The sequence below is a fragment of the Kribbella sp. HUAS MG21 genome, assembly GCF_040254265.1.
Classification (GTDB): domain Bacteria; phylum Actinomycetota; class Actinomycetes; order Propionibacteriales; family Kribbellaceae; genus Kribbella.
The window spans coordinates 6,255,193-6,276,354 of the sequence record NZ_CP158165.1 but is presented as its reverse complement, the minus strand read 5'-3'; the positions used below and the strand labels follow the sequence as shown (position 1 = coordinate 6,276,354).

18 protein-coding genes are annotated in these 21,162 nt (G+C 68.3%); 9 read left to right on the top strand and 9 right to left on the bottom strand.

Annotated features, from left to right (window positions below; genetic code table 11):
• Nucleotides 1–77 precede the first annotated feature (77 nt).
• The 4 genes from ABN611_RS30325 to ABN611_RS30310 all read left to right on the top strand — a co-directional run bounded on the left by ABN611_RS30325 (nt 78) and on the right by ABN611_RS30310 (nt 4,864).
• Nucleotides 78–1,571, top strand: coding sequence for an FAD-dependent oxidoreductase (locus ABN611_RS30325; protein WP_350275678.1), 1,494 nt, complete (start codon nt 78–80; stop codon nt 1,569–1,571).
• Nucleotides 1,568–2,764 (top strand): hypothetical protein, encoded by a 1,197-nt coding sequence (locus ABN611_RS30320; protein ID WP_350275677.1) that lies wholly within the window; start codon nt 1,568–1,570, stop codon nt 2,762–2,764. The genes ABN611_RS30325 and ABN611_RS30320 overlap by 4 nt, the downstream gene beginning before the upstream one ends.
• Before the next feature lie 87 nt (nt 2,765–2,851).
• Nucleotides 2,852–4,222, top strand: a complete 1,371-nt coding sequence (locus tag ABN611_RS30315) for a sensor histidine kinase (protein ID WP_350275676.1) — start codon at nt 2,852–2,854, stop codon at nt 4,220–4,222.
• A complete protein-coding gene (locus ABN611_RS30310) occupies nt 4,223–4,864 on the top strand; it encodes a response regulator transcription factor (RefSeq protein WP_350275675.1) in 642 nt (213 codons plus the stop codon).
• Nucleotides 4,865–4,945: 81 nt separating this feature from the next.
• Here the strand turns inward: ABN611_RS30310 and ABN611_RS30305 are convergent, their stop codons facing one another.
• The 3 genes from ABN611_RS30305 to ABN611_RS30295 all read right to left on the bottom strand — a co-directional run bounded on the left by ABN611_RS30305 (nt 4,946) and on the right by ABN611_RS30295 (nt 11,752).
• Complete coding sequence (locus ABN611_RS30305) at nt 4,946–10,585, bottom strand: PxKF domain-containing protein (RefSeq protein ID WP_350275674.1); 5,640 nt, start codon at nt 10,583–10,585, stop codon at nt 4,946–4,948.
• Between the two features lie 101 nt (nt 10,586–10,686).
• Complete coding sequence (locus ABN611_RS30300) at nt 10,687–11,364, bottom strand: response regulator transcription factor (protein ID WP_350275673.1); 678 nt, start codon at nt 11,362–11,364, stop codon at nt 10,687–10,689.
• Nucleotides 11,365–11,482: 118 nt separating this feature from the next.
• Nucleotides 11,483–11,752 carry a hypothetical protein gene (locus ABN611_RS30295; RefSeq protein WP_350275672.1) on the bottom strand — a complete coding sequence of 90 codons (270 nt, stop codon included), beginning with the start codon at nt 11,750–11,752 and terminating at the stop codon, nt 11,483–11,485.
• Between the two features lie 21 nt (nt 11,753–11,773).
• Here ABN611_RS30295 and ABN611_RS30290 point away from each other — a divergent pair, with 21 nt between their 5' ends.
• Nucleotides 11,774–12,040 carry a hypothetical protein gene (locus ABN611_RS30290; RefSeq protein WP_350275671.1) on the top strand — a complete coding sequence of 89 codons (267 nt, stop codon included), beginning with the start codon at nt 11,774–11,776 and terminating at the stop codon, nt 12,038–12,040.
• A gap of 219 nt (nt 12,041–12,259) precedes the next feature.
• On the opposite strand, the gene ABN611_RS30285 is transcribed toward ABN611_RS30290, so the two are convergent.
• Together ABN611_RS30285 and ABN611_RS30280 are read right to left on the bottom strand one after the other, a co-directional pair.
• Nucleotides 12,260–12,733 (bottom strand): hypothetical protein, encoded by a 474-nt coding sequence (locus ABN611_RS30285; protein ID WP_350275670.1) that lies wholly within the window; start codon nt 12,731–12,733, stop codon nt 12,260–12,262.
• Nucleotides 12,734–12,803: 70 nt separating this feature from the next.
• Nucleotides 12,804–13,115 (bottom strand): STAS domain-containing protein, encoded by a 312-nt coding sequence (locus ABN611_RS30280; protein ID WP_350275669.1) that lies wholly within the window; start codon nt 13,113–13,115, stop codon nt 12,804–12,806.
• A gap of 142 nt (nt 13,116–13,257) precedes the next feature.
• Between ABN611_RS30280 and ABN611_RS30275 the strand changes: the two genes are divergently transcribed.
• Genes ABN611_RS30275 through ABN611_RS30265 form a run of 3 tightly spaced genes read left to right on the top strand, consistent with a single transcriptional unit; the run spans nt 13,258 to nt 15,925 of the window.
• The gene (locus tag ABN611_RS30275) at nt 13,258–13,959 is read left to right on the top strand and encodes a response regulator transcription factor (protein WP_350275668.1); all 702 of its coding nucleotides are present in this window, start codon (nt 13,258–13,260) and stop codon (nt 13,957–13,959) included.
• A complete protein-coding gene (locus ABN611_RS30270; protein WP_350275667.1) occupies nt 13,956–15,335 on the top strand; it encodes a HAMP domain-containing sensor histidine kinase in 1,380 nt (459 codons plus the stop codon). The genes ABN611_RS30275 and ABN611_RS30270 overlap by 4 nt, the downstream gene beginning before the upstream one ends.
• Nucleotides 15,332–15,925, top strand: a complete 594-nt coding sequence (locus ABN611_RS30265) for a GerMN domain-containing protein (RefSeq protein WP_350275666.1) — start codon at nt 15,332–15,334, stop codon at nt 15,923–15,925. Before ABN611_RS30270 ends, ABN611_RS30265 begins: the two co-directional genes overlap by 4 nt.
• Before the next feature lie 10 nt (nt 15,926–15,935).
• On the opposite strand, the gene ABN611_RS30260 is transcribed toward ABN611_RS30265, so the two are convergent.
• The 4 genes from ABN611_RS30260 to ABN611_RS30245 form a co-directional block, all read right to left on the bottom strand.
• On the bottom strand, nt 15,936–16,499 hold the full coding sequence (locus tag ABN611_RS30260; protein WP_350275665.1) for a hypothetical protein: 564 nt from the start codon (nt 16,497–16,499) through the stop codon (nt 15,936–15,938).
• A 286-nt stretch (nt 16,500–16,785) separates the two neighbouring features.
• A complete protein-coding gene (locus ABN611_RS30255) occupies nt 16,786–17,460 on the bottom strand; it encodes a hypothetical protein (RefSeq protein ID WP_350275664.1) in 675 nt (224 codons plus the stop codon).
• Between the two features lie 557 nt (nt 17,461–18,017).
• Nucleotides 18,018–18,458 (bottom strand): CBS domain-containing protein, encoded by a 441-nt coding sequence (locus tag ABN611_RS30250; protein ID WP_350275663.1) that lies wholly within the window; start codon nt 18,456–18,458, stop codon nt 18,018–18,020.
• Nucleotides 18,459–18,496: 38 nt separating this feature from the next.
• Nucleotides 18,497–19,786, bottom strand: coding sequence for an ArsB/NhaD family transporter (locus tag ABN611_RS30245; RefSeq protein WP_350275662.1), 1,290 nt, complete (start codon nt 19,784–19,786; stop codon nt 18,497–18,499).
• Between the two features lie 273 nt (nt 19,787–20,059).
• On the opposite strand from ABN611_RS30245, the gene ABN611_RS30240 reads away from it, so the two are divergent.
• On the top strand, nt 20,060–21,040 hold the full coding sequence (locus ABN611_RS30240) for a calcium/sodium antiporter (protein WP_350275661.1): 981 nt from the start codon (nt 20,060–20,062) through the stop codon (nt 21,038–21,040).
• Nucleotides 21,041–21,162 lie beyond the last annotated feature (122 nt).

The window sequence follows — 21,162 nt, the reverse complement described above, 5'->3', positions numbered from 1 at the left end:
CCCTGGGCGGCGTCAGAGTGCATGCCATGGTCGATGTCTGTGTCTACGGAGGAACCGCCGCAGGCTGCGTCGCGGCGATGACCGCGCATCAGGAGGGCGCGTCCGTCATCCTGATCGAGCCGAGCCGGTGGCTCGGCGGCATGCTGAGCGCGGGCATCAAACCGGCCCAGGACTGCCCGATGCCCGCGGCCGTCGGCGGTCTGACGAGCAGGGCCGTCTTCGGGTTCGGCACCAACCCGTACGACGTCCAGCGGGCGTTCCAGGACTGGATCGCGGGTGCGGGGATCGAGGTGATCTTCGAGCACCGCGTCCGGTCCGTGATCCGCACGCACAACCGCATCACCGCCGTCCAGTTGGAGACCTCCACGCCGGACAAGTGGGGTGTCCCGCTGCCGGCCTCCGACGCGGTACCCGACGGCGAGGTCCACGCGGCGGTCTTCATCGACGCGTCGTACGAAGGCGATCTGATGGCGCTCGCCGGTGTCCGGTACCGCACGGGTCGCGAGGCGCGCGAGGCCTACGGCGAGGAGCCGGCCGGCGTCCGGCCGGTCACCAACTGGACTCCGATCGATCCGTACCTCGTTCCCGGCGACAGAGCCGGCGGTCTGGTGCCGCTGCTCGAACCGGATCACGGGCTTCCCGTCGGCGCGGCCGACGACTACACGCAGGCCTACAACTACCGCTTCTACGTCACGGCCGACCCCACTCGCCGTGCGGACCTCACTCCGCCCGACGGCTACTCCCCTGCCGACTACGAGTTGGTACGGCGATACGTCGCGCACCTCGGCTCCGACACCGAGGCGCTGCGCGGGATCTTCCCCGGATGGATCAACTCCGGCGAGTACAACTACCAGCGCGCCTCGCTGATCACGAACGCTCCGGTCGGCGTGAGCCGTGCGTATCAGGACGGCGACTGGGACGTCCGGTCGCGGATCTGGCGTCAGCACATCGACTACCTCCGCGGTCTTCACCACTTCCTGTCGACGGACCCCGCTGTGCCGGCGGACTTCCGGGCGGCGACGGCGGCGTACGGACTCGACGCGAGTGTGTTCCCGGACACCGACGGCTGGCCGCCGCAGCTGTACGTGCGGGTCTCCCGACGCCTCGACGGGCTGTACACCCTCACGCACGCCGACGTGATCAACCAGACCCGACCTCGCGACAGCATCGGTCTGGCGCTGTTCGGCGTCGACGTCTATCCGGTACGGCGCGTTCCTCGCCACAACCCCGAGACCGGGCAGCTCGGAGTCGCGACCGAAGGCGACATGTTCATCGGCGGTCACCTCGGCACCGGGTATCCGTACGGCGTTCCGTACCGGGCGATCGCGCCGCGGCGGTCCGACTGCGGCAATCTGCTCGTACCTGTCTGTCTCTCCGCCACACACATCGGGTACGCGGCGACGCGCATGGAGCCGGTGTTCTGTGTCCTCGCCGAATCCGCGGCAGTCGCCGCGGTGCAGTCGCTGCGCGCGGGGACCGACGTACAAGACCTCGACATCACCGAACTGCAGAACCGGCTCGTCGATCGTGGCCAGGTCCTCGCCTGGAACGCCGGCGGGGAGAGCCGTTGAACACCCTTGACCGGTTGGCCTTCGGGGTCAACTACGTGCCGCGTGACCAGTGGTGGAACGCCTGGCTGGACTTCGACGAGAACTCGATCGCCGATGATCTGGCCGCGATCGCCGGCCTCGGCTGCGACCACGTGCGCATCCAGTGCCTGTGGCCCGTGTTCCAGCCGTTCCCGACGTCGGTCTCGCCGACCGCGCTGTCGCGGCTGTCGAGCGTGCTGGACCGTGCGCATGACGCCGGGCTCGAGGTCTGGGTCACCGTGCTGAACGGGTTCCTCTCCGGCTGGGTCTTCCGGCCACCGTGGCTGCCCCGGGGCAGCATCTTCACAGACCCGGCGGCGATCGCCGCCGCCGGACTTCTGCTCCGATCGGTGGCCGAGGTTGTCGCCGCGCACCCCGCGGGCGCCGGCATCGACCTCGGCAACGAACCGAACATGCTGGTCGGCTTCGAATCCGAGCCAGTCACTCGTCAGGATCTCGACGCGTGGGCGCGCGACCTGGTCGCCGCGGTACGAACCGCTGCGCCCGGCTTGCCCGTCGTACTCGGCGCGGACCACCAGCCGTGGACCACCGATCACGTCGGCTTCAGCCCAGCCCTGCTCGCCAACGAACTGGACATCACCACCGTCCACGCTTGGCCGTACTTCAGCGGCTTCCTCGGTCACTTCGGCGAGAACAACGACCTGGCCTGGTCGATCGGGGCCTATCTGGCCCAGGTGGCCGCGGCGCACCAGACCACTCCGCGACCGATCTGGGTGCAGGAGATCGGCGTAGCGCCGGACTGGTTGTCCAGGATCTCTGTCGAGGACGCCGCCGAACGGCTGATCAGGCACGCGACATCAATCCCGGGCGTGACCGCGCTGTCCTGGTGGGCCTCACACGACATCCGTCCCGACCGCGGCGGCTTCGCACAGCTCGAGTACGGGCTCGGCCTGCTCGACGTGAACAACCGTGTGAAGCCAGTCGGACACCGCTTCGCCGAGGTGATCGCCGATCTCCGGCAAACCGCAGACCGGCACCGCACCCTCGCGCCGGCCTCGGTTGCCCTACCCCGCCGCAACACGGCCGACCTGAGCTTCGCGACCGAATGGGCCCAGCGCTGGTCGAACGGACGGCCACCCCAGATCGCCCTCGAACCCAACCCGCCCCGAACTCCCACAGTCCTCGATTCGGTCACGTGGAGTGACGCATTGTAATCGGTTGTCTGTTCGTCGTACGGTCCTCTGAGGATGGAGATCTCGATTTCGCATCGGCCGCGCCGGATCTCTACGGATGCTCGCGCGGTGACGGGGACGTTGGCCGCCGCGGGCCTGGGCGTGGTGGTCACCGCTTCTCTGCTCATGTTTCCGGAGTTGTTCTCCGGGTATCGCAGCCGGTCCGCTCACCTGGTCATCGAGACCGCCGACGCGTCGGTGGCCTTGCTCGCGGCCTATCTCGCCTACGGGCGGCTTCTGCGACACCGCAGACGGCAGGATCTCCTGCTGATGCAAGGACTCGTTCTGTTGGCTGTCGCCGGGCTGGCGCTCACTGTGCTCGTCGGCCTGTTCGGGCACGCAGACTCCGGCAGGCTCGAGGTGTGGTTGCCGTTCGCCACCCGGGTGATCGGCGTGCTGATGATCGCCGGTGCCGCGCTGCAGTCGGGTCGCAAGGTGCGCATCGCGCGCCGCCTGGCGATCGCGGTCCCGCTGGGTATCGCGGGCGTCGTCGCCGCGGTGCTGTGGTGGCAGCAGGAACGGCTGCCGCTCGCGCTGGACCCGGGGTCGACGCCACAGGACGCCACCTCGTTCACCGCGGCTCACCCGGTGCTTGTCGCAGGCCAGCTGCTCGCGCTGGCATGCTTCCTGCTTGCGTCGGTGGCGTTCACGGCGCAGGCGACGAAGCGCTCCGACGAGGTGGTCCGCTGGCTCGGCCCGGCATGCATGCTGGCCGCCTTCGCGAGGGTCAGCTACCTCGTCTATCCGTCCGTGTACTCGAACTGGGTCTATGCCGGAGACGCCTTTCGCAGCGGCTTCTACCTGCTGCTCCTGGTCGGCGCGAGCCGCGAGATCCGTCAGTACTGGACCGCTCAGGCCGAGTCCGCGGTTGTCGAGGATCGGCGCCGGCTGGCACGCGAGCTGCATGACGGCGTGATCCAGGAGGTGGGATACATCCGGGCCGAGAGCGCCGGTCTCCGAGGTGCTGCGCCGGAGCGCGCCGAGCGCATCATCGCCGCCTGCGACCGGGCGCTCGACGAGGCGCGCCAAGCGGTCGAGGTACTCGGTGCGCCGGGCAATGAACCGCTGGGTTTCGCGCTGCACCGAGCAGCCCGTCAGGTCGCCGAGAGGTACGACGTCATGCTGGAGCTCGACGTCGACGATGCGCTGACCGCGGAGCCGGACGAGCGGCACGCCCTGGTCCGCATCGCCCGCGAGGCCGTGAGCAACGCGGCTCGGCACGGGAAGGCGAGCCGGGTCCGGATCGTGCTCGGGCGCGACGAGGCCGGAAGGCGACTCGTCGTCGAGGACGACGGCGCCGGCTTCGACCTCGATACGGTGACGACAAGTCCGACCGGCTTCGGCCTGATCAGTATGCGGGAGCGCGCCCGCGGGCTGCCCGGGGAACTGCACATCAGCTCGGCGCCCGGAAGCGGCACCGCGGTGACGGTGAGGTGGTAGATGGAAGGCGAGATTCGGATCGTCATGGCGGACGATCACCCACCGACCAGGTCGCGCATCCGCGACCTGCTGGAGGCGGGTGGATTCGTCGTCAGCGCCGAGGCCGCCAACGCCGCCGACGTGATCAGGATGGCGCTGGAGCACCGCCCGGACGTCGTACTGCTGGACATCCACATGCCGGGCAACGGGATCCGGGCGGCCGCCGAGCTGAGCCGCAGCCTGCCCGGGACGCGAGTGGTCATGCTGACCCATTCGCGCGACGACGAGGACCTGTTCGACGCGTTGCGGGCCGGTGCCGTCGGCTACCTCCTCAAGGACGACGAGCCGGACAGGCTCACCACCGGCCTGCGCCAGGTCATGGCGGGCGAGGCATCCGTCTCGGCGTCGGTGGTGACCAGGATCCTCCAGGAGTTCCGCGCCCCGGCGCGGCGCCTGTTCAGCCGGCGGTCCGCGGCCGCGGCGAAGCTCAGCTCGCGGGAGTGGGAAGTGATGGAGCTTCTCTCGCAGGGACTGAGCACGGAGGAGGTGGCGAAGCGCCTGTTCCTGTCGCCGACCACCGTGCGCGTACACGTCTCCACGGTGTTGCGCAAGCTCCGCGTCAAGGACCGGCAGAGTGCGATCGACCTGCTGCGAGAGGAATGATCTGGCGCGGCTGAGGGCCCGTGCCGACCTCGGCACGGGCCCCCGTCATGTGGCTACCGGGGTCCCCGGCAGCCTGTGATCTCAGCGCAAGCCGACGTTGACGTAGTACGTCTGTCCGTCGTCGAGCTTGACGCCGATCCGCCAGTAGCTCCCTCCTGTACTGGCGGACTTCCACGTGTACAAGTACTGCTGGGCCGTGGCGTCGTACCGGTACGACGTACCGCTGTCTGCCGTGCCGGCGTAGACGGACTCGTCCACAGGCGCGCTGGTGGCGCTGCCCTTGGCGGGAAGCAGCCACAGCGGAGCCGAGCCTGCCTGGACGACGGTGCCGTCGTTCTTCTTCAGCTGGAACTTGGCCGGAACGGAGCTGCCCGCTTTGAAGATGCTGGTCGAGACGCCGACTTGATGTGCGGTGTCGTTGATCGGCTGCAGGAACCCGTCGAAGCGGTACTTGACCGTGTAGGTGCCGCTCAGCGTGGTCGTGTTGCCGGCCTTGTCCGTCGCCGTGGCCACATAGTTGTGGGTGCCGACCCCGTTGGCGGTTCCGCCGGTGACTGTGACCTTGCAGGATGCCAGTCCGGAGACGTTGTCGGTCGCAGTGCAGCTCGCGGCCGGCACAGCGCCCAGGGTGTACGCGGCACCCGCCACGTTGACGTCCGCCGCGGTGAGCGTAGGCAGCTCCTGGTCGATGGTGATCCCGGAGACCGTCGCCGAAGCAACGTTGCCGGCGTTGTCCGTGGCCGTCCCGCTCGCCGTGTTCGCGCCGTTCTTGGTCAGCACGACCGGGTCAGGGCAGCTGGCGATGCGGGACAGGGCGTCGGCGCACGTGAACTTCACCGTGACGTTGGAGGTGTACCACCCGTTGGCGCCCTTCGTCCCGGCCACGACGGCCGCGGTGATGGTCGGAGCGGACTTGTCCAGCTTGACCGTGACCTTGTCGCTGCCCTTGTTGCCGGCCGTGTCCTCGGCGGATCCCAGGACCTCCAGCTCGGCGGTCTCGGTGCTCACGAGCACGTCCGGAGTGACACTGCCGGGCTTGACGCCGGATCCCGCGTCGTCGTCCTTGGCGTCGAAGTGAACCGTCACATCGGTGTTGTTCCAGTCCGCGTTGTTCGGCTTCGGTGTCACCGTGTGGGTCACCGCCGGGGCGATGTTGTCCCACTTCAACGCCACCTTGTTCACCCCTTCGGCGTTGCCGGCGTTGTCCACTGCCCAGTAGGCGACGCTGCCCGCGCCGGAGCCGTCGAGCGGGACGCTCACGGTCTTGGTCGCACCAGCGGCCACCTGCACGGTTCCGCCGTCGATCTGGTACCGAATCTCCTTCACTCCGGACAGTCCGGTCTGGTCCATAGCAGCGAGCACCACGTTGGCTGTGCTTCCGGTGCACCAGCCGTTCGTCCTGGTGCATTGGTTGTTCGCCGTGGTCGTCGGCGCGGTGCCGTCAACGTTGATGCCGCCGACGGTCTTGCCGGCACGCTCGTTGCCGGCGACATCGAGAGCCGGATCGCTGGTCACGCTCTGGTTGGCGCCGTTGCCCTGGACAACCTTGCTGGTCGGGCACGACGCGACACCGGAGAGGTTGTCCGTGCAACTGAAGTCCACGACGACTGCCTGGCTGAACCAACCCGCCGCGTTCGGTTGGGTGGTCGGCCCACCGGTGATCACCGGAGCGGTCCGGTCGATCTTCACGCCCACTGACGCCGGAGCGCTCTCATTGCCTGCCTTGTCTTTGACGGTGACCGGGCCGGCGCGGAGGTCGTCGCCCTCGCCGACGACCTTGGCGGCCGCTGGCCGGCTCAGGGGGTCGATGCCGGAGAGCGCGTCGTCGCCGACCCACTCCACGATCAGGTCGTCCTTGTACCAGCCGTCGCGTGCGCCGGCGGGAAGCACACCCTGCAAGGTGGGCCTGGTCTTGTCGAGGTTGACCGGCCCGTACTCGATGCGGCTGCGGTTGCCCGCCACATCCACCGCGTCCCCGGCCACCGTTTGACCGGACCCGTCGTTGGTCAACCTGGCGTCGCCCGCGCAGCCGGCGACCCCATTGATGCCCGAGTCGGCGTCGGTGCAGCTGAACGTGACGTCCACGTCGGCGTTGTTCCAGCCGTAGCTGTTCGGCGCGGGGCTCTGCGAACCCTTGATCACCGGGGCGATGGTGTCGACGTTGACGTCGAACGAACGTGTCGCCTCCTTGTTCCCGGCCAGGTCGACGCTCCAGTACGTCACCTTGTGCGTACCCGTGGAGAGGTCCACGGTCAACGGCTCGCCGTACGTGTGCGGTGCTCCGCCGTCGATCGCGTAGTACGTCGCCATCACACCGGAGCGAGCGTCGCTCGCGCCGAACGCGAACGGGATGCCACTGGTGACGAACCAGCCGCTCTCCGGAGAGATCGGGTGGATCTTCTCCGTGACAGGCGCCGTCTTGTCGATCCGGAACGTCAGCGGCGCGCCGGCGGTCTCGGTGTTGCCGGCCTTGTCCTTGCTCCAGAACCTCACCTCGTGGACGCCGTCGGCCGTGACCGACAACGGACCGGTGTAGACCTGCACGGCCCCGCCGTCGAGTTCGTAGTACGTCGTCTCGACACCCGACAGGTTGTCGGCACGGTCCAGGGTCACGTCGACGGTGCCGGAGTACCAACCGCCGGTCGGAAGAGCGGGCAGCTGAGCTGTCGTGGTCGGCGCCGAGCGGTCGATCTTGATCTCGCCGACCGTCCGGCCGGTGGAGTTGCCCGCCTTGTCGCTGACGGACGCGTTCGCGCCGAGATTGAGACCTTCCCCGCCGATCGTGCTGTCGGCCGGGCAGCTGCCGTCGATACCCGAGGTGCCGTCCGAGCACGTCCAAGAGACGGTGACGTCGTCGCGGTACCAGCCGGCCGCGTTGGGCGAGCTGGTGGGCGCGCCGTTCAGCGCCGGCGGCGTCTTGTCGATCTTCAGGGTGACGCTGTTGCCGGTCTTGTCCTCGATGTTCCCGGCCTTGTCCGTGCTCCAGTACGTCAGCGTGTGCGTGCCGTCCTCGGCGACGGGCACCTGAGCGGAGTACAGCTGGGCTGCACCGCCGTCGATCGAGTAGTAGATCGAGTCGACGCCGGCGAGGTTGTCGTCGGCGGTCAGCGCGACGTTGATGCCCGACTGGTACCAGCCGTTGTGCAGCGCACCGGAGACCGTGAGCGCTGTCGCCGGGGCGGTGCGGTCGATCTGGATTCCGGTGATGGTCTTGGTGGTCGTGTTGCCGGCCTTGTCGAGGCAGGTGGCGGTGGCGGTCAGGTTGGCCCCTTCGCCGGTCACCTTGGTGTCGGCGGGCTGTACGGCGGGACCGGACAGAGCGTCGGTGCACGTCCAGGAAACCGTGACGTCGCCGGTGTGCCATCCGGCAGGGACCGAGCCGGTCAGCACCGGAGCCGTCTTGTCGACGTTGACCCCGACGACACTGGCGGAGTCGGTGTTGCCGGCGTTGTCGGTGCCCGAGCCGGTCGCGGACTGGTTCGCGCCTTCGCCTAGCACCTTGGGCGCCGGGCAGGACGCGACTCCGGACAACGCATCGGCACAAGCGAACGAGACCGTGACATCGGCGTCGTACCAGCCCGCGCTGTTCGCCGCCCGGTCCTTGGACGCCACCACCGAAGGAGCGGTCTTGTCGATGCTGACGAACGCCGTGTCCGTTGCGGAGTTGCCCGCGTTGTCCGTGGCGGTTCCGGCCACCGGCTGAGACTCACCCTCTGCCGACTTCGTGACCGGCGCGGTGCAGCCGGCGACACCAGACCCGCCCTGGTCGGCGCAGTCGAACGTGACGGTGACGTCCTGGTTGCTCCAGTCCCCGTCGCGGTAGGACGGCGGCGCGAAGACATGGTTGATCGTCGGAGCGCTCTTGTCGATCTTCACCCGCGCCGTCCTGACGTCCTCGACGTTGCCGGCCTTGTCCTTGCTGAAGAAGGTGATCACGTGCTCGCCCTCCGCGGCGAGCGTGAACGTCGTACCGCTCATCAGCTCCCCGCCGTCGACCGTGTAGGAGGTGGACGAGACGCCCGACAGGCCGTCGGTCGCCGCGAGCGTCACCGTGACGCTTCCGTTGGTCCAGTCGTTCGACGCGCCGGTGATTCCGGTGATCGGGGCGGTGCGGTCGATCTGGATTCCGGTGATGGTCTTGGTGGTCGTGTTGCCGGCCTCGTCGAGGCAAGTGGCGGTCGAGGTCAGGTTGGCCCCTTCGCCGGTGACCTTGGTGTCGGCGGGCTGCGCGGCAGGGCCGGACAGAGCGTCGGTGCAGGTCCAGGAGACCGTGACGTCGCCAGTGTGCCATCCGGCAGGGACCGAGCCGGTCAGCACCGGTGGCGTCTTGTCGACGTTGACACCGACGACACTGGCAGATTCGGTGTTGCCGGCGTTGTCGGTGCCCGAGCCGGTGGCGGACTGGTTCGCGCCTTCGGTGAGCACCTTGGGCGCCGGGCAGGACGCGACTCCGGACAACGCATCGGCACACGCGAACGAGACTGTGACATCGGCGTCGTACCAGCCGGCGGCGTTCGACGCCCGGTCCTTGGAAGCCACCACCGACGGAACGGTCTCGTCGAGCTTGACGGTGACCGAGCGCGTCGCCTTGTTCCCGGCGTTGTCCGTCGCCGTGCCTCCGACTACGGTCCCGTCGGTTTCGGCACTCACGGTCTTGGAGGTCGAGGCCGGCGAGGTCCCATCCGCGACGCAGGACGCGATGCCGGATCCACCCTCGTTGTCTGTACACGCGAAGGAGACGGTCGCGTCGGCGTTGTTCCAGCCCGCGGCGTTCGGGGCAGGGGCCACGCTGTGCTCGATGGTCGGGGCGGTCGCGTCGGCCGCGGCGACGGTCATCGAGGACGTACTGACGTTGCCCGCCTTGTCGGTTGCGGTGCCGGTCACCGTGCTACCGGCCGGGACGGTCTTGGAGTTGGACGGCGGCGTCGTCCCATCGGCCACACAGCTCGCGATCCCGGACGCCGCTTGTCCACCGGAATTGGAGTCGGCGCACAGGAAAGCGACGGTGACGGTGCCGTTCGCGTTCGCGGTCTGGGTTGCCGTGATGGTCGGCTTGGCCTTGTCCACCCGGACACTGACGGCTCCGGCAGCACCGGTGTTGCCCAGCCGATCGACCTGCGCGGGCGCCGTCAGGTTGACGATGCCGTTGGACGTCACGGTCTCGGACTTGAACGGCTGCGTGGCTGAAACGCCCGAGGCCGTGTCCGTCGCCGTCCACCTGACTGTCGTGTCGGTGTTGTTCCAGCCGGCCGCGTTGGGGACAGGCGAGAGAGCCGCAGCTACCGCAGGACCCGTGTTGTCCAACGTGTACGACGCCTGAGTGCTCTGGCTCTGCCCCGTACAGCCGTTGGCATTGAAGTTCGGAGAGGCGGCGACAGTGAACGCCTTGACTCCGTCGCCGGCCGGCGCCGTGGTTGTGAACGTCCAGGTCGTCTTGGCGGTGTTGGACGTCTGCCGCGGGACAGTCGCAGCGCCGGTGACAGCCACGCATCTCGTGTCATCGCTCGTACCGACGGTCAGGGTGAGCGCAGCCCCTTGCTTGGCAAAGAGCGTGCCGTCCACCGAGACGGTGCCGGCACCACCGCTGAAGGACGCCGAGGTCACGCCAGCGGCGAGCGCCGGAGCGGCCTGCAGGCCGCCGGACAGCATCAGCGCCCCGATGACGAGAACCAGGACGCGGCCTGCGACGCCCGGCCGCGGAGAGTTGTTTCGAGATCGCACGAGAACCCCACCAGATCGAAGAAGAGTGACCGCCCTCGGCGGCGTGTTCGACGCTAGGTCGGGCCTGATGGCACGGGGAAGCTAGTTGGGCGTTCAATCTCTTAAACGCGCGCTGCCGCACGCTCAGGCGTCGCGTTCAAATCACTAAACGCCGTCGGGTCCAAGAGGCCGCGGCGGAGCGCGGCCATCAGGGCCTGGGAGCGGTTGGAGGCGCCGAGCTTGTCGTAGAGCCGGGCGACGTAGGTCTTGGCGGTCGGGTGACTGAGGTACATGGCGCGAGCGATAGCGGGCACCGACAAGCCCTCAGCGAGCAGATCGAGTACCTCATGTTCGCGTCGGCTGAGCTGCGGTCCGGCCGGCGCCGCAGCACGACGCGTCAATGCCTGCATCAATCCTGTCGCCGTGAACGACCGGGCTGCCACGGCCGCGTGCCGAATCGCCGCCAGGACCTCGTCCACCGGAGCCGTCTTGGTCACGAATGCCGAGACACCGGTGTCGGCGGCCCGAAAGAGGAGCTCGTCTGCACTCGCCGACGTCAGGATGACGATGCCGAGGTCGGGACGGAGCCTCAGGAGATCACGAGCCACTTCGAGGCCGTCGCCATCAGGGAGCGCGATCTCCAAGGTGACGACGTCCGGCTCGGTCCGCCTGATCGCCGGAAACGCGGCCCGCGCGCTGTCCGCGTCGGCAACCAGTTCCAGGTCGTCCTGACCGGCCATCAGACCGCCCAAGCCGAAACGGGTGATGGCATGGCTGTCCACAACGACCACCCGAATCATCCCAGGCATGACCCTGTCCCCCGCTCGATGCACACGAATCCGGCCGAACCCGCCGCACCACGACGCCTCGTCGCGGCGCGTCCGACATTAGGTAGGGACTGGCGACTCGGGAAGATAGTCAGCCGTTCAATCTCTTAAACGCACCCGGCACTCCCGCCTCGAGGCCGCGATCGTCGGTGGCCTGATCCTTCTCGACATTCTCGAACGGCAGACGTTGGGCCGGCACCTGCTGACCGACGGCGTCGCGGCCACGGCCGATCCTGTCCGGCTGAACATCTATCCCAACAGGGGAACGCCAGTTGTCGGCGAGGTCGTCATCACCTTCCGTGACACCAGCGGCCACGTCGTCCATGGACAGCTGCTGTACTTCGAAGACGACGATCCGCACGGCGTAGCCGAGGAAGGAACGGTGGCACCTCCCGACGGCTCGCGGTACGCCGCGCCGCTGGCGATCGTCTACGACCCGTCTGATCCCACCACTTTGCTCGCCAAGCAGGACGCCCAGCTCTGGCTGGCCGATCGCCGTACTCCCAAGATCGGATTCGGCATGGCCGCCGGCGGACTTGTCGTCACGATCGTCGCCATCGGCCTGCTGATCCGAGATGCACGTCGTCGTGGAGTTTCCTGGTGGCAGTGGTACGTCGACGCACCCGCAGCGCGCCGCCCCAGGCGGTAGCCGAACAGAATCTGCAGGCCACGCACCGGGCGCGGATCGGGCTCGGTTTGGTCGTTACGGGGGAAAGCGACCAAACCGAGCACGACGGACGCTAGCGGCATCTCCGCCCGGCAGGCAACGCGTCCCGAGGATCTTCATGTGATCGTCAAGAGGATCACGGCGCCGCAACATCGCCGGACGATCGAGCAGGTCCGGCCCAGCGAAGCCGCGCGCACAGGCTCAGTCGGCCGGTGGTTCGTTGTCGGGCGTCTGACGGACCCTTACATGGACATCTGAAGCGATGTCCAGGGCCAGCAGCGCGCGGTGCAACGCTTCCATGCACGGCTCGTCGGCAGCGGGTATGGCGTACAAGCACACTGCGCGCCGGCCGTCCGTGGTCCAGCCGGCCTCCTCGATCTCACCTTCCTCATCGAGCAAGGGCCGCCAGCCTTCGCCTGCCAGCTGGTCGAACGCGCTTCGACGGTCAGCGTCGTACAGGGAGAGTCCCGCCGGGTGGATCTCGGCCTCGAGGCAACCTGCCCACGCCGCCTCGACCAGCGGGTCTTGGGGCGGGGGAACATCGGTTTCCGGACGGGGTATGACGAGATATCCCGTTCCGGTGGCCGGGTCGAGGTAGGCGGTGTGGGCGGCGAACTCGACGACGGTTACGTCAACGTAGTTTCGAAGGTGCGGTTCGTGGTCGAACGGATTCAAGGGTGGTGTTACCTCACAGTTCCGGGCAGGGCGGTCCCGGTGGATGGATCGGGCCGGCAACGCGGCCGGGTCACGCCGCTTCGACGTCGAAGACGCGGTCGAGGCCGGTGCGGCGCAGTACGTCGGCCATCTTGCGGCCGGCGTGGCGGATCACGACCCCGCCGCCGCGGCGGCGACAGACGCGGTGGGTGTCCAGCAGCGCGGCCAGCAACGTCGACGACAGCTCGCCGATGTCGGACACATCGATGACGACCAGGCTGGCCCCGTCCATCACCAGGCCGCGGAGGCGCCAACGCAGCCCGGTCAGACCGGGCCCGAGGTCAGCCTCGGAGATCGTGACAATGGCCTTCTGCGGCAGCGGATGGTGGATCGCGTCGGTCATCGGAGCTCGCCTTCCAGACGTCTGTGGCACTGTTCTCAGCCTGCGCGGCCGACATTGAGATCGGACGTGGCCGTTCTTGACGATCTGATGACGTGCGGCCCCCCGAGGTCACTTCCCGGCCGATGGTTGCGACCATGGAGCCATGCCGATGCAGGTCCTGATCGTGGAGGACGACGACCGTATCCGGGCCGTACTGCGCCTGGCGCTCGAGGACGAGGGCTACGAGGTCGCCGAGGCCGCCGACACCCCGTCCGCCCTGGCAGAGGTCCGCTCGTCGGTCCCGGATCTGATGATGGTCGACCTGATGCTCGGCGAGGTCGACGGTTACACGTGCATCCGCGAAGTACGGCGGATCAGCGACATCCCAATCGTCATCGTCAGCGCGCGGTCCGACACGCACGACATCGTCGCCGGGCTGGAGGCGGGTGCGGACGACTACGTCACCAAACCGTTCCAGGTCAAGGAGATCACAGCCCGGCTCCGCGCCTTGCGCCGCCGGCTGCGCAGCAGCAACGACCCGGTCGAGGCCGATGTCGTTCTCGATCCCGATCCGGAGCATCGGCTCGTGCTGTCCACGGCGCGCGGTGCGGTGAGCCTCAACGGCAAGGACGTGCCGTTGACCGTCACGGAGTACCGGCTGCTGGTCGAACTGGCGCAGCCGCCCGGTCGCGTGCTGACCCGCTCGGCCTTGCTCGCCTCGGTCTGGGAACACGGGTACTACGGGGACGAGCGCATCGTCGACGTGCACATCCGAAGGCTGCGGACGAAGATCGAACGCGACCCCGGCAAACCGCGGCTCGTGGTCACGATGCGAGGGATGGGCTACCGACTGGATCCGCAATGATCACAGCGCTACGGGTCGTCGGCCGACGTGCCTTGGGCCTGCGACGCCGGCTCGTGCTGGCCTTCGCACTCGTGGCGCTGCTCGTCTCGGCGGTCTTCGCCGTCAGCACGTACCTCCTTGCCCGCGGCTACCTCCTGGCGCAACGCGAACGAGCAGTGCAGCATCAGGCCTTCGCCGACGCCGCGTTCGTCCAACGCCGGCTGGAAAGCGCGGGCGCCGACGTCTCCGCCGTTCTCACCGCTGCCGGGACACCCGCCGGGCACACGATCATCCTCAAGTGGAAGGGTCAGTGGTACGCCTCAGCCCTCGACCAGGGCCAGGACGCCATACCGGCCGCCGTACGACGGGACGTCGCCGACGGCACCGCATCCGCCCAGCGCTTCCGCTCCGACGACGGCCCAGCGCTCGTCATCGGCGTCCGGGTCCCGTCGGTCGACGCCGAGTTCTACGAGATCGCGCCGCTGCACGAACTCGACGACACGCTGCGGCTGCTGAGCGGCATCCTGCTGGGCGGTGCGTTGCTCGCGACGGCAGCCGGAGCCGCGCTCGGCGCGTGGGGCAGCAGATCGGTTGTCACCCCGCTGAATCGTGTCGCAGCAACCGCTGCATCGATCGCGGGCGGCGACCTCGATACCCGCCTCCCAGCCACGCTGGACCCGGAACTGGCCACCATCGTCGGCTCCTTCAACAGCATGGTCGACACACTCCAGCAGCGCATCAACCGCGACGCCAGGCTCGCGGCGGACGTCAGCCACGAGCTGCGGTCGCCGCTGACCACGCTGGTCGGCAGCGTCGACCTGTTGAACGCACGCCGGGACGAGTTGTCCGATCGATCACAGCGCGCCCTCGACCTGATCACCGCCGACCTGCAACGCTTCCGGCGACTGCTCGAAGACCTCCTCGAACTCGCGCGCTCCGACGGCGGACTCGATCCTCGCCCCAGCACCGTGATCGAACTCGCACCACTACTGCGCCAGGTCCTCGGCGAGGCCGGCTGCGACACGTCGCTCCTGACCAGCCCGGACGACCTGACCGTGCGCGCGGACAAACCGCGCCTGGGACGTCTCTTCCGCAACCTGTTCGAGAACGCCGAACGCCACGGCGCCGGCCTCGTCAGCGTTCAGGCCACCCGCTCCGGGGACGATCTCGTCGTGTTCGTCGACGACGCCGGGCCGGGCATCCCCACCGAGGACCGCGAGCGGGTCTTCGAACGTTTCGCCACCGGGCCGGCGAAACGCGGCTCCTCATCCGGAACCGGCCTCGGCCTCGCGCTGGTCACCGAGACCGCGGCTGTCCACGGCGGAGCCGTCTGGTGTACGGCGTCACCGGCCGGCGGCGCCCGCTTCGTCGTCAAGTTGCCGGAGGCCCGCACATGACCCGCCGTACCTGCACCGTGCTGGCTGCGATCGCGGCGACGATTCTTCTGATCGGTTGCGGAGTTCCGATCCAGCAAGGACCCGCACCCATCGATCCGGACGCCGTACCGTCGCGGCTCCAAGGTCCCCTCTCACCCACCCCGGGCCCGACCACGGCCACACCCGGCCGCCCCTCCGTCCAGGTAGTCTTCGTCCAGCAGGACCAGCTCGTGACACTGGTCCGCGACGCCCCGAGCCACGCCACCGCCGACCGCCTGCAAACCGTCATCACCGCACTGCTCGCCGGCCCGACCACCACCGAACAAGCCGACGGCCTCACCTCCGCACTACCGCCAGAGCTCACCCTCGCGGTCCGCACCGTGCAAGGCGACCGCGTCGACCTCGAACTGTCCGGGGAGACCGACGGGCGGTCAGCCACCGAGAACGTTCTCGCCGTCGGGCAGATCGTTCTCTCCGTCACGGCACTTCCGACGATCCGCGAGGTCACCTTCTCCCGCGACGGCCGACCCGTCGAGGCGCTGCTCGCCGACGGCGCCCTGACGACCGCCCCGCTGACCGCCTCCGACTACGCCACACTCCGCACTCGCTGAGCGCTGGGAGTCACCGTCGGGGTCCGTCATGGAGGAGATCCGCGGCCGCATGCAGCGCCGTCAGCGCCTGCTGCAGGTCTTCGAGAACGAGGTGTTCGTGACAGGACCGCACCGCGAACAGGCACACCGCTCGACGGCCGCCGACCGTCTCCCCTGCTGGTTCGGCGTCACCACGCTCGTCTTCGAGCAGCGTCCACCCTGACACCGCCAGGCGCTCGAGGAGGCTGATCAGATCGGCACCCTGCAACGACAGGCCCGCGGCCGGCTCATCGTTCCATTCCGGCGGCCAATCCACTCCCCCGAACCCGTCGTCCGACGAGATGTCGGTCTCGTTCGCCGGCATCAACAGAAACCCCGCGCCGGTGCGAGGTTCGACGTACGCGCTGTGTGCCGCCGACTCGAGCACTGCGATCTCTATCGGCTCGCCGACCCCGACATCGATCCAGACATCGCGGTCCCGGAGCAACGAATGCCTCGGCTCGGCGGCGACGTTGAGGTTTCGGTGGTAGTAGGCCGACACCGCGGACAACGGAATCCGGCACGTCTGCAGGTCATGTGTCATCCGCACCACCATCGCCGCTCCAGCTTTACGAACGGACGGACGCGTTCTTGACGATCTGATGACACCGGACCGACGGCGTACCGCGCCTGAACCGACCGGCCGCACTTTGAGAGTTCGTGACATTTGGCGTGCGACCCGGGGCGACGCATCGCGGCCGGGCCGAGCCTTACCTAGTCTCCATCAACAGGTTCGGCGGATTCGTTGGCGCGGAAGCTGGGCCAGGCGGATGCCGACGGCAACCGTAAGAAACGGCCGCCGTCGGCATCCCCGCGCCGTCCGTGGCAGCAGGGACAGCTTCCTACCGCTCTGCCCCTCGTGCCTTTGTCCGCAGGACGTAGCGCGCCGGGTCGCTCGGGGCCCGTGCGCCGGATGCCAGCCAGTCCTCGAAACCGGCGGGATTCCGTCGCTCGAGCTCGTCGAGGATCCGGCCGCGGAAGTCTGCGATCGCTACCCGGGTGTCCGCGGAGTCAGCGTGCTCGAACTCCAGATAGCTCCGCCGCCAAGCCATGCAGAGTTCAGGATCGGTCATCGCCCCCACTACAGGCGACGTCGCCGGACGCGGATCGTCACGGGGTACCGGCCGACGGTCGGCGGTGTTCCCACCGGGAGCCCGCGGCGTCGACGACCGTCTCCTCGTGCGCCACCAAACCACCGTGGCCGGCGAGGTCACGCCCAGCAGAACGGCGAGTGGGAGAACCGCAGTCCCGATCAGGCCGCTCAATCCGAACAAGGCCACGACCACGGCGCCTGCTGCGCAGCCGTGCCTGACGACCGTCGCGCCTGAAATCCGGCCGCTGACTCGTCCCTCGCTGTCGATCGCTTGCAGGTTCGCCGACAGCGCGCCGAGCGTCAGGGCCATCAGAACGAAGACGACCAAGATCCACACCACGGACGCCCTGACCATCGCAGCAGCGAGGCCGATCGATCCGATCGGTATGACGAGTGCCCACCACAGGATCCGCCAGCCGTTCATCGGAGACCCTCATCGGATCGAGAAGTGAGCGCGTCCGCGGTCACGGACAGACGGACGTGATCATCCGCGATACAGGCGACCTGATCCGGTGTCACGAACAGCTCGCAGTCCCGACGTCCGTGCGCGCGAATCCTGATTCCGCGACCGGAGTCGAGATCATCCGTGCAAACTGACTCGACGCACCCGACCACCGCACCTCTCGCGTCAACCACCGGCGAACCGCACAGTACTGCGGCAAGTCGGGCGGTCTGCCAATCCACCATGGAACATGCACCCCTCGCAGCTCACGCACTGTGTCCCGCCGGCACCGGCGTCACAGAGCTCGAAGCGTCGCGAACGGAGATGCCGAGGTGGTCACCTTGCGCCATGGGCGCGGACCATGAGCCCGCCGCGTGCCGCGATCCACGCCGAGTTGAACGGCCGCAGCGAGGGGTCCAGGGACTCATCGATTCCTCCGATCGGCAGCGGACAGGTACGCCGCCGACCAGACTTCCCGGCACTCCGAGAATGAGGCTATCGCGAAACGGGGAGGCCGTCACCGTCTCACGGGGGCATGCTTACGCGAGGACGCGCTCCAGCAGCGCGTCGAGGGTGATGACGCCGAGCAACGGCCCGTCGTGTTCGGCGATCGCCACCAGCGGGCTGCGTGATCGGGCCATGACGGCGGCGATCTCGAGCACAGTCGCGTCCGGCTCGAGCACCGGCAGATCTCTGCGTTCTCGCGGCAGGGCGTCGGCGACCGTCCGATCGCCCAGGTTGCGCAGGAACACGTCAGCCGACTGCTCGTCGATCACCCGCGCGAGTGCGGGATCGTCCTGGCAGTAGCCCGGCACGGCGAGCTGCAGGACCTGCGTGCCAGGCAGGATGGTGACGGGCCGCTCGCCGTCCACCACGATCAACCCGGGCAGGTTCTCGGCCGCCATCAACCTGGCCGCCTCGACCACCGGCGTGCTCAGGTCCACCGTCGGATAGGGCGCGGCAAGCTCACCAGCACGCATCAGGTGCCTCCAGAAAAGGTCGGGGCCGGTAACACCGGTCAGGACAGAACGAAGTAGCGCAACCACAGGTACGGCGCCGCGACCACGATCGTGATGGCCGTCATCACGACGCCCTTGCGGGTGAATTCCCAGAAGCTGATCGGACTCCCGGCCCGCAACGCCAGCCCGATCACGACGACATTGGCACTCGCGCCTACCGCGGTCGCGTTGCCACCGAAGTCCGCTCCGATCGCCAGCGACCACCACAACGCCTCGGCCTGGACCGGATCGGGGATGCCCTTGGTGAGTTCCAGGACGACCGGGCTCATCGTCGCGACGTACGGGATGTTGTCCACGATCCCGGACAGCACGGCGGACACGACCAGGATCAGCATCACCGCCAGCAGCGCCCGGCCTTCGGTCACCTTGCCGATCTGATCGGCCAGTTCACCGATCACGCCCGTCTTGACCAGCGCACCGACCATCACGAACAGGCCGGCGAAGAACAGGAGGGTCTGCCACTCGACGCTCGCCATGTAGTGACGGGTCTCCACACCGGAGATCATCACCAGCAGGCCGGCTCCGAGCAGCGCTACCACCGACGGCTCGATGTCCACGATCGCGCGGCCGACGAACCCGGCGAAGACCAGCAGCAGCACGGCGCCGCACTTGATCAGCAGCCGCGGGTCCTCGATCGCCTCGCGCTCGTTCAGTTGCATCACGCCGTCGACCCGCTCCGGGTCGACCCTGAACGAGCCTTTGAACAGCCAGGGCAGCACGAGCGTGAACACGATCAGTTCGATGACCACCAGCGGGGCCATGTGCACCAGGAAGTCGTTGAACGTGAGTCCCGACCGGCTGGCGATAATGATGTTCGGCGGGTCGCCGATCAACGTCGCCGCGCCGCCGATGTTCGACGCCAGGACCTCGGCGATCAGGAACGGGACCGGATTGATGCCGAGCCGGTCGCAGACCAGCAGCGTGACCGGCGCGATCAGCAGCACCGTCGTCACGTTGTCCAGGAACGCCGACGCGACCGCGGTGATCAGCGTCAGCAGGATCATCACCCGCAGCGGCGAACCCTTCGCGCGCTTGGCAGCCCAGATCGCGATGTACTCGAAAACGCCCGTACGGCGGACGATGCCGACGATCACCATCATGCCGAAGAGCAGGAAGATGACGTCCCAGTCGATGCCTGTCTCGTGGGAGTAGAACGCATGTTCCGCGTCGGTCACCCCGAGGGCCAGCAGGACCGCTGCCCCACCGAGCGCCGCGTACAGCTTGTGCGTCCACTCGGTCGCGATCAGCACATAGGCGACGACGAACACGACCACCGCGATGACGGTCACCCGCGCACCTCGCCGACCGAGGCCTCAGCTGACGCACCGAAGCAATCACGAGCAGCCACCAGCACCGGCGTACCTCCGGGAACGTCGTCATCAGCCCGTACCCACGGCGGGTGCGGGCGTGCCGACCAGACTTCCCGGCGCTCCAGGCCCTACCTTTCCTCATTCCAGAGCCAAGAGCAACCAAGGCACAGTCCCGTCGTGTAGGTTGCTGCCTGGTGTGCCGGGAAGCCTGGTCGGCGTCGGAGCGTGGTGTGTCGATCGAGGGGGACTCTGATGCTGGTCCAGATTGTGCTTGCCCTTGCCGGACTGGTCGTGCTGACCTTCGCGGCCGATCATCTGGTGCTCGGCTCGTCCCGGCTCGCCGAGCGGATGCGGATCAGTCCGGTGGTGGTCGGAGTCGTCGTCATCGGCCTGGGCACGTCGGCGCCCGAGTTCCTCGTCTCCGGTGTCGCCGCCGCGCGTGGGGACACCGGCCTGGCGGTCGGCAACATCGCCGGGTCCAACATCCTCAACCTCAGCCTCGTTCTGGGGATCGCCGCACTCGCCGGATCGGTGGCTGTGACGTCGCAGGTGATCCGTCGCGAGGTACCGCTGGCGGTCGGTGCCGTCACCCTGTTCTCGTTCCTGGCCTGGGCGGGACTGAACCCGATGACCGGCGCCGTGCTCGCCGTCGCAGGCGTCGGTGCGGTGCTGATCCTGTTGCGGTGGGCCCGCCAGGGACGCAGCAACGAGGAGGTCGCTACCGAAGCCGCCGAGTTCACCCAGGCGACGGCGACCTTGGACGTCCCGGTGCAGCCGTCGCGACTGCCGGCCTGGTTCGAGCCGGTGCGCGCGCTCCTCGGACTCGCCGGAGTACTGGCCGGAGCTCAGCTCCTGGTCTCCAACGCGTCGACCATCGCGACCGAACTCGGCGTACCGCAAGTCATCATCGGCTTCACCCTGGTCGCGCTGGGCACGTCACTGCCGGAGCTCGTCACCACCGTCCAAGCCCAGCGCCGCGGCGAATCCGACCTCGTCGTCGGAAACCTCTTCGGCAGCAACCTTTTCAACAGCCTCATCGGCGGCGCCGTCGTCGGACTCGCGTCCGGCTCGGGCACCCCCGGACGGGCCGCCGTCGCGCTCAGCATCACGATGATTCTCACCGCCGGGCTCGCCTGGATGCTGCTCCGCCGCGGACTCGCCCTGACCCGAGTCGAAGCCCTCGTCCTCCTCGCCGCCTACGCACTCACCATGCCACTTCTGCTCTCGACCTGACGCGTCGGCGGCCGACCGCCGGCAGCGCCGGTCCGGTCACGTTCTTGTCACTGCCGTAACGCCGGCAACCCTCCGACGATTTACCCCATGAGTGCGATTTCGGTCGTTCTGGTGTGCCGGGA

Excerpts from the sequence above, each read along its gene's own strand:
- ABN611_RS30300 (WP_350275673.1), bottom strand. The coding sequence starts at position 11,364 with ATGATTCGGGTGGTCGTTGTGGACAGCCATGCCATCACCCGTTTCGGC.
- ABN611_RS30270 (WP_350275667.1), top strand. The coding sequence starts at position 13,956 with ATGATCACAGCGCTACGGGTCGTCGGCCGACGTGCCTTGGGCCTGCGA.
- ABN611_RS30265 (WP_350275666.1), top strand. The coding sequence starts at position 15,332 with ATGACCCGCCGTACCTGCACCGTGCTGGCTGCGATCGCGGCGACGATT.
- ABN611_RS30310 (WP_350275675.1), top strand. The coding sequence starts at position 4,223 with ATGGAAGGCGAGATTCGGATCGTCATGGCGGACGATCACCCACCGACC.
- ABN611_RS30260 (WP_350275665.1), bottom strand. The coding sequence starts at position 16,499 with ATGGTGGTGCGGATGACACATGACCTGCAGACGTGCCGGATTCCGTTG.
- ABN611_RS30275 (WP_350275668.1), top strand. The coding sequence starts at position 13,258 with ATGCCGATGCAGGTCCTGATCGTGGAGGACGACGACCGTATCCGGGCC.
- ABN611_RS30280 (WP_350275669.1), bottom strand. The coding sequence starts at position 13,115 with ATGACCGACGCGATCCACCATCCGCTGCCGCAGAAGGCCATTGTCACG.
- ABN611_RS30255 (WP_350275664.1), bottom strand. The coding sequence starts at position 17,460 with ATGAACGGCTGGCGGATCCTGTGGTGGGCACTCGTCATACCGATCGGA.
- ABN611_RS30250 (WP_350275663.1), bottom strand. The coding sequence starts at position 18,458 with ATGCGTGCTGGTGAGCTTGCCGCGCCCTATCCGACGGTGGACCTGAGC.
- ABN611_RS30240 (WP_350275661.1), top strand. The coding sequence starts at position 20,060 with ATGCTGGTCCAGATTGTGCTTGCCCTTGCCGGACTGGTCGTGCTGACC.
- ABN611_RS30325 (WP_350275678.1), top strand. The coding sequence starts at position 78 with ATGACCGCGCATCAGGAGGGCGCGTCCGTCATCCTGATCGAGCCGAGC.